At 61.2% G+C, this 10,763-nt stretch carries 11 protein-coding genes; 5 read left to right on the forward strand and 6 right to left on the reverse strand.

Features of this window, described 5'->3' with window-relative positions:
• Both amn and AC1DLB_RS09670 read left to right on the forward strand, forming a co-directional pair.
• The coding region (gene amn, locus AC1DLB_RS09665; protein ID WP_477784926.1) for an AMP nucleosidase at nucleotides 1–1,223 on the forward strand (1,223 nt) is incomplete at its 5' end.
• Between the two features lie 146 nt (nucleotides 1,224–1,369).
• Nucleotides 1,370–1,936: a pseudouridine synthase gene (locus AC1DLB_RS09670; RefSeq protein ID WP_477743889.1), complete on the forward strand. Its 567-nt coding sequence runs from the start codon at nucleotides 1,370–1,372 to the stop codon at nucleotides 1,934–1,936.
• Here the strand turns inward: AC1DLB_RS09670 and AC1DLB_RS09675 are convergent.
• Both AC1DLB_RS09675 and AC1DLB_RS09680 read right to left on the reverse strand, forming a co-directional pair.
• Nucleotides 1,931–2,140 (reverse strand): DUF2788 domain-containing protein, encoded by a 210-nt coding sequence (locus AC1DLB_RS09675; protein WP_007937369.1) that lies wholly within the window; start codon nucleotides 2,138–2,140, stop codon nucleotides 1,931–1,933. The genes AC1DLB_RS09670 and AC1DLB_RS09675 overlap by 6 nt on opposite strands.
• A 226-nt stretch (nucleotides 2,141–2,366) precedes the next feature.
• A complete protein-coding gene (locus AC1DLB_RS09680) occupies nucleotides 2,367–2,846 on the reverse strand; it encodes an Lrp/AsnC family transcriptional regulator (protein WP_007937367.1) in 480 nt (159 codons plus the stop codon).
• Nucleotides 2,847–3,294: 448 nt separating this feature from the next.
• On the opposite strand from AC1DLB_RS09680, the gene AC1DLB_RS09685 reads away from it, so the two are divergent.
• Nucleotides 3,295–4,392 (forward strand): DUF6515 family protein, encoded by a 1,098-nt coding sequence (locus AC1DLB_RS09685; RefSeq protein ID WP_064620580.1) that lies wholly within the window; start codon nucleotides 3,295–3,297, stop codon nucleotides 4,390–4,392.
• On the opposite strand, the gene AC1DLB_RS09690 is transcribed toward AC1DLB_RS09685, so the two are convergent.
• Both AC1DLB_RS09690 and AC1DLB_RS09695 read right to left on the reverse strand, forming a co-directional pair.
• Nucleotides 4,386–5,282 (reverse strand): cation diffusion facilitator family transporter, encoded by an 897-nt coding sequence (locus AC1DLB_RS09690; protein WP_064620576.1) that lies wholly within the window; start codon nucleotides 5,280–5,282, stop codon nucleotides 4,386–4,388. The genes AC1DLB_RS09685 and AC1DLB_RS09690 overlap by 7 nt on opposite strands.
• A 29-nt stretch (nucleotides 5,283–5,311) precedes the next feature.
• The gene (locus tag AC1DLB_RS09695; protein WP_018925778.1) at nucleotides 5,312–5,731 is read right to left on the reverse strand and encodes a hypothetical protein; all 420 of its coding nucleotides are present in this window, start codon (nucleotides 5,729–5,731) and stop codon (nucleotides 5,312–5,314) included.
• A gap of 97 nt (nucleotides 5,732–5,828) precedes the next feature.
• Here AC1DLB_RS09695 and hrpB point away from each other — a divergent pair, with 97 nt between their 5' ends.
• Nucleotides 5,829–8,345: an ATP-dependent helicase HrpB gene (gene hrpB, locus AC1DLB_RS09700; protein ID WP_477784927.1), complete on the forward strand. Its 2,517-nt coding sequence runs from the start codon at nucleotides 5,829–5,831 to the stop codon at nucleotides 8,343–8,345.
• A 149-nt stretch (nucleotides 8,346–8,494) separates the two neighbouring features.
• Here the strand turns inward: hrpB and AC1DLB_RS09705 are convergent, their stop codons facing one another.
• Complete coding sequence (locus tag AC1DLB_RS09705) at nucleotides 8,495–9,574, reverse strand: endonuclease/exonuclease/phosphatase family protein (protein ID WP_477743852.1); 1,080 nt, start codon at nucleotides 9,572–9,574, stop codon at nucleotides 8,495–8,497.
• A gap of 74 nt (nucleotides 9,575–9,648) precedes the next feature.
• Nucleotides 9,649–10,323 (reverse strand): YciC family protein, encoded by a 675-nt coding sequence (locus AC1DLB_RS09710; protein WP_019581325.1) that lies wholly within the window; start codon nucleotides 10,321–10,323, stop codon nucleotides 9,649–9,651.
• A 177-nt stretch (nucleotides 10,324–10,500) separates the two neighbouring features.
• Here AC1DLB_RS09710 and AC1DLB_RS09715 point away from each other — a divergent pair.
• A partial coding sequence (locus tag AC1DLB_RS09715; RefSeq protein WP_477784928.1) for a DUF2076 domain-containing protein occupies nucleotides 10,501–10,763 on the forward strand: 263 nt, incomplete at its 3' end.

A 10,763-nucleotide genomic window follows, 5' to 3' on the forward strand; every position in this document is an offset into this window, starting at 1 on the left:
CCTACAGCGTCACCGTCACTCATCCGGCAGCCTTTCGCAAATACCTGCTGGAGCAACTCGTTCCGTTGATGCACGACTTCACCGTGACCGTGGAAGTCGGCGTCAGCCAGCAAAACATTCCTTATCCGTATGTGGTCGAGCAGGGCGATGAACTGGCCGGCTCTGGCGTTACGGCGGCGGTACTGGCGCGGGTGTTCCCGAGTACGGATCTGTCGGCCGCCACCGATGGCATCGCTGATGGCTTGTACGATTGGGAAAACACCGATCCGCTGCCATTGGCCCTGTTCGATGCCGCGCGGGTGGACTTCTCCCTGCGCCGACTGGTGCACTACACCGGCAGCGACTGGCGGCATGTGCAGCCGTGGATTCTGCTGACCAACTACCACCGTTACGTCGACCAGTTCATCGTTCATGGCCTGGAACAACTGCGCAAAGACCCGCGTTTTGTACGCATGGTGTTGCCGGGCAACGTGATCATCGAAAAGGGCATGGACCACGGCGAAGCCTCGGCGATTGCCGCTGGCGTGGTCTGGCATCGTTACCAGATGCCGGCCTATCACCTGATCGCCAGCGACGGCCATGGCGTGACCTTGGTGAACATCGGCGTCGGCCCGTCCAACGCCAAGAACATCACCGACCATTTGGCCGTGCTGCGTCCGCATTGCTGGCTGATGATCGGCCACTGCGGCGGCTTGCGTCAGTCGCAGACCATTGGCGATTACGTGCTGGCACACGCTTACATGCGTCGCGACGGGATTCTCGACCGGGTGGTGCCACCGAACATTCCGATTCCGGCCTTGGCCGAAGTGCAGTTGGCGTTGCAGCAAGCGGCGGCCAACATCACCGGTGAGAAGGGCGACGAACTGAAGAAACGCCTGCGTACCGGCACCGTGTTGACCTACGACGACCGTAACTGGGAGCTGCGCTGGGCGCAGGAGCGTCCGCTGATCAACCTGTCCCGCGCCGTGGCGGTGGACATGGAAAGCGGCACGATTGCGGCCCAGGGTTATCGCTTGCGGGTGCCCTATGGCACGTTGCTCTGTGTGTCGGATAAACCGCTGCACAGCGAAATCAAACTGCCGGGGTCGGCCAACGCGTTCTATGAGCGCGCGGTCAGCCAGCACTTGAAGATCGGCATCGAGGCGGTGGATCTGTTGCGCACCGAGCTCAACTCGCTGCACTCACGCAAACTGCGCAGCTTCGACGAGCCGCCGTTCCGCTGATTGTTCTCATGGTCATTTGACGGTTGGGGCACTAGCATTAGCAGCCCTGACCGTTAGATGTTCTTCTCGCCATGTCCCGTCCTCAACGTCCCGTTTCCCGCCGCCCTGGCGTGAAGCCTGTGTCATCTTCTTCCGCCCCGCGCCGTATCGCCAAAGCGCCCCCGGCCGAGCCGAAGCTGATTCTGTTCAACAAACCTTTCGATGTGCTGACGCAATTCAGCGACGGCGAAGGGCGGGCGACGCTCAAGGACTTTATCGATATTCCGGGGATTTACCCGGCAGGACGGCTGGACCGTGACAGCGAAGGATTGCTGCTGCTGACTAACGACGGCCAGCTTCAGGCGCGGATTGCCGACCCGAAACACAAACTGGCCAAGACTTACTGGGTGCAAGTGGAAGGCGAGCCAACCGCCGAGCAGTTGCAGCGCTTGCGCGAGGGCGTTGAATTGAACGACGGTATGACCTTGCCGGCCGAAGCGCGAAAACTGGATGAGCCGCAACTGTGGCCACGCAACCCGCCGGTGCGCTTTCGCAAAAGCGTGCCGACGAGTTGGCTGGAATTGGTGATTCGCGAGGGGCGCAACCGTCAGGTGCGACGCATGACCGCAGCGGTCGGCTTGCCGACGTTGCGCCTGGTGCGGGTCAAAATCGGTGACTGGTCGATCGAAGGGCTCGATCAGGGCCAGTGGAAGGAAGTGCCGGCGCGTTTATAGTGTGCCGGATTCGATCAGGCCGATGACCACGCTTTTGATCACGAATGCRGCCACACCCAACCCCAGCACAAAGAACAGAATGAACGAGCCGAAGCGTCCGGCTTTGGATTTTTTTGCCAGATCCCAGACGATGAAACCCATGAAAATGATCAGGATGCTGACCAGGCCAGTCATCATCCACTCTTCGAAAACTGCAGGATCCATCGAATATCTCCAGCGCGGGCGGGGCTAAAAAGGCCGGAGGAGTATACGCCAAGGGGGATTGGCGGGGTATTGACCTGCGTCGGATTGTGGCGAGGGAGCTTGCTCCCGCTGGGGCGCGAAGCGGCCCCAAAATCAGCGACCGGGTTTAATCTGGCACACTGCGTTCACTGGTTTTGCGACTGCTTCGCAGCCGAACGGGAGCAAGCTCCCTCGCCACAAAGCATTCTCAGCTGCGCAAATGAGTTAAAGGCAACTCCGTGCTGTTGAGCACCTGGTTCAACACGAAACTCGACCGTACACTCGTCACCCCTTCAATCCGGGTCAGATGCCCCAGCAGCAGCTTCTGATAGTGATCCATGTCCGGCACCACCACCTTGAGCTGATAATCCGCGTCCATCCCGGTCACCAGGCTGCATTCCAGCACTTGCGGTAATGTGCGAATGGCGGCTTCGAAGTTCTCGAAACGCTCGGGTGTATGGCGGTCCATGCCGATCAGCACGTAGGCGGTCAGGCTCAGGCCGAGCATCTTGCGGTCCAGCAAGGCGACCTGGCGGGAGATGTAGCCGTCGTCTTCCAGTTGCTTGACCCGCCGCGAGCAAGGCGAAGGCGACAGGCCGATGCGTTCGGCCAGCTCCTGATTGGAGATGCGCGCGTCGCGCTGTAATTCCGCCAAAATACTCAGGTCGTATCGGTCGAGTTTGCTCATCAATCAGGCCTTTGTCATAACTATTGCGGCAGATTATCTATCCTGAGTTAAAAATTGCGCAAGTGATGTTTATTTGAGCAATATTCGCAATCCTCTGTCGGTGCTCCGGGCCTATTCTTATCACCAGAATCACTGCTCGGACAAACAGTCCAGTGCGGCTCGCCCAATCAGGCCAGCTGCGGTCGCCACCCCCACCGGGGATGCGTCGGCCCCCGAGCTACACACTGTCCAGAAGACGGCGTGAGGTGAGCCGACGTCATAAGCGTCGAGCACGGACGAAGTTCTCAAAGGGAGGCCGACGGGTCTCCCTTTTTTCTTGCCCGCAATTTGGCATGCCCTTAATAAAAAGCCGCTCAATAAAAAAGTTACGTGACTGATAACCTGTTGCAGAACCGGCCTGCGCTTTCCCAGTCTTACGTACAGGCCCTAACCCGCCGTGAGGAAAAGCATGAAATCGCGCATCTGGCGTTTGGCCGGTGTTGGTTTGCTGTGTGTAAGTGTCACTGCACAATCGCTTGCCGATGAACCACAGAACCGCGGCCCCGATGGCGGGCAGCGTGGGCCTGATCATCGGGGCAATGAACAGGGCCAGGGCCGTGGCGGCAGCAATCAGCCACGCCCGCAGAGCACCGAAATCATTCGTGGCGACAACAGCCGCCAATTCGAGCGCCACGACCAGAATCAGGGTGGCCAGTGGCAGAACCGGGCGCCGCACGAGTCCAACAATCAGGGCGGCCAGTGGCAGAACCGTACGCCGCACGACTCCAGCGTTCAGGGTGGCCAGTGGCAGAACCGTCCGCTACACGATCCAAACGTTCAGGAGCGAGCGCCGCAACAACCGAGTAATAATCTGCCAATCCAGAGTCGGCCCGATACCGTGCGCCAGACCCAGGAACCGCGGCGTGGCTACTATCAGGACGAACCGTGGCGTAACAATCACAACCAGCCATGGCAGACCGGGGGGCGGGAGCCGCGTCACGATGACCGTCGCTGGCCCGGTCGTCCGGAGGGGCACGGCACAGGCTGGGGCCCCGGCCCGCAGTATCGTCCTGGGTACGTGATCGACCGCTTCCCGGAGGAGCGTCACTTCCGCGTGCCGTATCGTGGCCAGGATTATTTCTATTCCGGTGGCTACTGGTATCGCCCGCAAGGCCCGCGTTATGTGGTGGTTCAGCCGCCTCGCGGGATTCGCGTCAGCTACTTGCCCGATTACGCCCGTGAAGTGTGGATCGGCGGCACGCTGTTGTTCCTGGCGGCCGGCGCATATTACGCCTATCAGGAGAGCACTCAGGATTACGTCGTGGTCGACCCTCCTGTGCAGCCGCCACCGGTGAGCAATGGTTATGACGTGGTGGCGTACCCAGCCAACGGCCAGTCGCCGGAGGAAGTCAGCCGGGACGCTTATGAATGTTATCGCTGGGCCGTGCAACAGAGCGGTTTCGATCCACGTACTGCCACCTACCGACCGGATCCGTCGGTGGTGCAAGTTTACCGACAGGCCCAGGGCAACTGCCTGAGCAGTCGCGGTTATCAGGTGAGTTACTGAGCCCTGGCGGCCTTCACCACTTCCTGCGGGTCGGCGTGCACCAGCACTTCGGCTCGCGGGTAGACGGCATGAATCGCATCGGCGGCTTGATCGCTGATGCCGTGGGCGACTGACAGGGTCAAGTCTCCCGGCAATTCCAGATGCAATTGCACGAACCACTGGTTGCCGGAAATCCGCGTGCGCAAGTCGTGGGCACCCAGAACGCCGGGTACGCTGCAGGCCAGTTCGAGCATGTGCTGGCTGACATCGGTCGGCAATTCTTCATCCATCAGCACTGCAAAACTTTCCCGGGCGATCTGGATCGCGCTCCAGAGGATGTAAGCAGCGATCCCCAGGCCGAACCACGGGTCGACTTGCTGCCAGCCAAACCCTGCCAGCACCAGCGCTACGAGAATGCCGCCATTGAGCAGCAGGTCCGAACGGTAATGCAAGGAGTCGGCGCTCACCGCGTTGGAGCCGGTAGCCTTGATTACCCGGTGCTGCAACATCAGCAGGGCCACGGTCAGGACGAGGGAGAACACAATCACCCCGATACTGAGCCACGCTGCGCCTATCGGTTCCGGATGTTTCAACCGTTCGATCGCCTGCAGGGAAATCAGCACGGCACTGCCACCAATGAACAGCGCCTGAGCCATGCCCGCCAGTGATTCGGCTTTGCCGTGCCCATATCGATGATCATCGTCGGCCGGGCGCAAGGCGTAATGCACGGCCATCAGGTTGAGCAGCGAGCTAATGCCGTCGAGTGCCGAGTCGGTTAACCCGGCGAGCATGCTCACCGAGCCGCTCAGCCACCAGGCGATGGCTTTGGCGATGATCAATATGCACGCGACCGCCACCGAGGCGCGCGTCGCCAGCCGCAGCAGGCGGGCGTGGTCGGTAGGGGTCGTCATCAGTGCTGTGGTTCCTTCAAATGCACGAATTATGCAGCCGGTTGCAGGCCGAACATAGCCAGTTGCTGGGCGCTGCCCTTGTGCTGGATCAGACGCGGATCGTCCAGCGGGAAGCTGCGGCCCAGTTCACTTTCGAGAATAGTCTGCAACTTGTGGTTATCGACCTTGCCGTCGGCGCCGATGGCTTCCTTGAGTTTTTCCGGCGCCACCTGGGCGGTCCGGCCGGGCTCGAAGTAAATGGCACCCGTGGTGAAGTCCACTGCAAAGGCGATCAGGCCGGGGATGATATAGAACAGCAGGCCCACTGCATCCAGCGCGGCAATGGCCGGGTCAATCTTGCCGTCAATCTGGCCGCGACGATCCGGGTAGAAAATCGAACCGCAGGCGGTCATTTGGGTCAGCAAGGACGCGATCAATACACCGCCGATCAAGCGAAAGGGAGCACGCATATGAAATCTCCTGGGTTATCTGGAAACGAAGCATCGTCGATATGAATTAGGACCGCGCTGAACGCCGTTATACTCGGCCCTCTGTTTGGGAGCCAGCATGATTTCTTTGCCAATTGATGAAGTTTTACCCGCCCTGCGTGAAGCCCTCGCTACACGCCACGAAGCCGTGCTCGAAGCACCGCCCGGTGCCGGTAAAACCACCCGGGTGCCGTTGGCCTTGCTCGATGAGCCGTGGCTGGCCGGGCAGACCATTCTAATGCTCGAACCGCGCCGGTTGGCAGCGCGGGCGGCGGCGGAGCGCTTGGCCAGTGAATTGGGCGAGAAGGTCGGCGAAACCGTGGGTTATCGCATTCGTCTTGACAGCAAGGTCGGCCCCAATACCCGCATCGAAGTGGTCACCGAAGGCATCCTCACCCGGCGCCTGCAGGATGACCCGGCGCTGGAAGGCGTGGGGTTGCTGATTTTCGATGAATTCCACGAGCGCAGCCTCGATGCCGACCTGGCGCTGGCCCTGAGCCTGAATGGCCGGGAGCTGTTCCGCGACGATCAACCGCTGAAGATCCTCTTGATGTCGGCAACCCTGGAAGGCGAACGCCTGGCCGGGTTGCTGGATGACGCGCCAATCCTGCGCAGCGAAGGTCGCATGTACCCGGTGGCGATGCGCTGGGGCCGGCCGTTTCAGCCCGGTGAGTTCATCGAGCCAAAGGTGGTGCAGACCATCCTCGACGCGCTGAACGATGAAACCGGCAGCCTGCTGGTGTTCCTGCCAGGGCAGGCGGAGATTCGGCGGGTGCATCAACAATTGGCCGATGCCTTGGGCGAGGGCACGCCGGTGTTGCTGTGCCCGCTGCACGGCGAACTGGACCTGGCGGCGCAGCGGGCGGCGATTGACCCGGCGCCTGCGGGCAAGCGCAAAGTGGTGCTGGCCACCAACATCGCCGAAACCAGCCTGACCATCAATGGCGTGCGTGTGGTGATCGATGCCGGGTTGGCGCGCGTGCCGCGCTTCGACCCCGGCAGCGGCATGACTCGCCTGGATACCCAACGGATTTCCAAAGCCAGTGCCACGCAGCGCGCAGGCCGGGCCGGGCGTTTGGAGCCCGGCGTGTGTTATCGCTTGTGGTCGCAGGATCAACACGAGCAACTGGCGGCTTACGCCAGTGCGGAAATCCTCTCGGCGGACCTTGCCGGGCTGGCCTTGCAACTCGGTCGTTGGGGCGTGACGCCGGGGCAGTTGGTCTGGCTGGATGTTCCTCCGGCGGCGGCTTATGCACAGGCCCAGGATCTGCTTGAGCGCTTGGGCGCGCTGGAGGGCGAAGCGCTGACCCGTCACGGTCAGGCCATGGCCGAACTGCCGGCCCATCCACGAATCGCCCATTTGCTGTTGCGTGGCCAGGCGCTCGGCCTGGCCGACATGGCCTGCGATGTCGCGGCGCTGCTTGGTGAGCGCGATATCTTGCGTGGTGCTGGCGCGGACCTGCACAGCCGACTGGTGCTGTTATCCGGTGAAGAACGGGCCGCTCGCGGTGCGCAGGGCGGTGTTCAACGAGCTCGGCAGCTGGCGCGACAGTATCGCGGTTATTTGCGCGGCAAAGCGTCGGAGCCGGTCAGCGACCCCGAACATCCGCGTTGGCTCGGTGCGCTGCTGGCATTGGCTTATCCCGATCGGGTCGCCCAACAGCGGCGGGCCGGTGGCGCGGAGTATCGCCTGGCCAACGGTCGTGCGGCGCTATTTGCCGAGGCGGACAGCCTGATGAAGCAACCGTGGCTGGTGATCGCCGATCTGGGCAGTCGTCAGGGCCAGCGTGAAGAACGGATTTATCTGGCGACGGATTTTGATCCGGCGCTGTTTGATTCGGTGCTGGCCGAACAGGTGCGGTGTGTCGATCAATTGGATTGGGATGAGCGCGAAGGTGTGCTGCGGGCCGAGCGTCAGCGCAAGGTCGGCGAGTTGATCCTCAGCCGCGAACCGCTGACCGGGCTCGATGAAAGTGCTCGCAGTCAGGCGTTGGTGAATCTGGTGCGGCGCAAAGGTCTGGAGCTGTTGCCCTGGACGCCAGAGCTGCGTCAGTGGCAGGCGCGGGTGGCGTTGTTGCGGCAGTTGGATCTCGCGGGTAAAGGCGAGAGCGAATGGCCGGATGTCAGCGACGCAACATTGCTCAAAAGCCTCGAACACTGGCTGATGCCCTATCTGGGGAAAGTCTCGCGGCTCAGTCACTTCGCCAATCTGGACCTGTCGAGCATCGTTCACAACCTGCTGCCGTGGCCGTTGCCGCAACGGCTGGATGAGCTGGCGCCGCATCATTTGAGTGTGCCGTCGGGTTCATCGATTCGTCTGGATTACAGTGAACAGCCACCGATTCTGGCGGTGCGGTTGCAGGAGTTGTTCGGCTTGGCCGAGACTCCGCGGATTGCCGGCGGCCRGCAAGTGGTGAAACTGCATCTGTTGTCCCCGGCGCGGCGGCCAGTGCAGGTGACGCAGGACCTGGCGAACTTCTGGCGCAGTACGTATGCCGAGGTGAAGAAGGATTTGAAGGGGCGGTATCCGAAGCACTACTGGCCGGATGATCCGCTGGTGGCCGAGGCGACGGCGCGGGTTAAGCCTCGTAAGTAGGGCACGGATTTTTGTGGCGAGGGAGCTTGCTCCCGTTGGGCTGCAAAGCAGCCCCAAATTCTGTCACATCATTTTTCAGGTGCGTGGTGTCAATCGGTTTACGACTGCTGCGCAGTCGAGCGGGAGCAAGCTCCCTCGCCACAGGTGTTTTATGGCGCGGCCGGCAACAGAAACCGCGCAATCACCGGCAAATGATCGGAAATGCGCAACGTATCGTCCTGCCGCACCCGCGCTTCGACCCGTTTGATGCGCGGGCTGTAAAACAGGTAGTCGACGGTCCGGTCCGGCCCGTTCAAGCCGGGATCATTCGGGTAATGGGTCAACCATTGCGCCCGGTCGATACCGCTGGCTTCGTTGTTGGTGGGGATCATCGGGTATTTGTCCCACAGCACATGCAGCGCGCTGTCGGCAGAGTAGGGCGTGCGTTGCTCGGCGGGCAGGCGTTGATACTGGCCCAGCGGCAACAGGTTGAAATCTCCACCGATCAACCACGGCGTGCCTTGGCTTTCGAACTTGTCGAGCACCTTGGCCACGGCGGTCACCTGGGATTGCAAGGTATCGTCGAGCTGGCTGGTGCGGTCCAGATGGGTGTTGAGCACGGCCATCTGGCCACCGTCGTTCAATGCCAGGTACGTGACCAGCAAGGCGTCTTTCGGCTTGAACTGACGGCTGATGACATTGGCCGGCGCGACCGGCAATTGCAGGCGTTCGGCGTGTTCGATCCGGTAGCGGCTCAGGGTCGCCAATTGCCGGCCAACGCTGCCGAAAATATGCGGTTCAGGTACGAAGTCGGCTTTCCAGTCGAAGGCCTGAGTGGTGCACGGATACAGGTCGGTGACCCGATCCTGAAGTAATTTGAACTGGTTCTGGTAGTCGCTGGCCTTGGCGCCGTCATCGAGTTCCTGCAACAGCACGATGTCCGGTTGCTCGTCGCGAATCACCCGCGCCACTTCGTCGAGGCTGAAGGCCATGTCTTCAGGTGTAGGGGATTCGTCGTCTCCTGCGGCCAGGTCGTTCCAGAACACGTAGCGCTTGCCGGCCAGATACTGGACGTTCCAGGTCATCACCTTCAACGCCTGACCGGGCACCAGCGTCGGCGCCTGGGCGTTGCAACTGACCGGCAGCGCTTCCTTGGCGTCGGGGCGCCAGGTCAGGCTGTAGATCAGCAATGCAATCAGGCTGATGGCGATCAGCAGGCACAGCAGGGTGTAGCGCAGTAGACGGGGCATCGCTCGGCTTATCGCGTTACAAGATTGACCCCGAGCATAACCGAGAGCAGCGCCAAAGCCCAAGGGTAGAGCGGTCAGAGCCGCTCATCAGATTTCTCGGGTGCATCGGCGATCAGCATGAACAAACGGAACAGCACCACGCTGGTGAACAACTGCAGGAAGCTGTGGGCGCTGTCGATCAGCAGGGAGATCACCGGGTTCTGCGGGTCAGGGTAAACCGCCAGCGTCGCTCCCTTGAGCACCCACAGCGGGCCCATCACGCACAGAATGCACACCAGAATGCGTATGAAATGCCCGCGGGTCAGGCGCAGGCTTTCCTTCATCGCCGCCAGCGGTGCCAGGCCGCGCAGCACCAACAGGTACTCGCCGAACGCCAGCGTCACCATCAGCCAGATGCCCGGCAGGAAATACAGCGACAGGCCGATCAGGATCAGCAGGGTATTAAGGGCGGTCAGTACGGCGAAGCGCGGCCACAGGGTCGCAGCGGCTGCCAACAGGTCGCGGGTACGCGGCGATTCGCCGCGGCTACGGGCATCGAGAAACAGGATCAGCGCGGCGGTGTACAGCGGATACACCAGCAAGCCGACAATCACACTGATGCCGGCGAAACTGTCTGGCCCGGTGGAGCGGTCGACCACTTGTTGCAGCAGCGCCTCGACAATCACCAGCGGCAGGCATAGCTGCACGATCTGGCTCAGATTGCGCTTGAAGAAATACAGAGAGTCACGCAGTACATCGAACGAATTCATCAGTCGGTATCGCAGGTTGAAAGCAGTGCCTCACTTTAACCGATCAACCCCTTCGGGGCACAAACGTAAACGTTCGGTAAAGGTCATTGAAACATCCTGTATCAGCCCCATTACTGGTGAGCACCTTATCCACTGTGGGTGAGGGCACTGATATTCCCGGCAATCTACGAGGTCGCCATGAACAGCGAAGAACAAACCCTGATCGATGGACTGTTTTCCCGGCTGCAACAGGCCGAAACGGACTCAGCCCCGCGCGACGCCCAGGCCGAGACGCGGATCAAGGAACACCTGACTCGCCAGCCAGCGGCGGGCTATTTCATGACCCAGGCGATTCTGGTGCAAGAGGCAGCCATCAAGAGCCTCGACGAACAGAACAAGCAACTCACCCAGCAAGTGCAGCAATTGCAGGCCGAACTGCAACAGGCCAAGGCGCAGACAGC

Source organism: Pseudomonas sp. 05N434, from assembly GCF_056396965.1.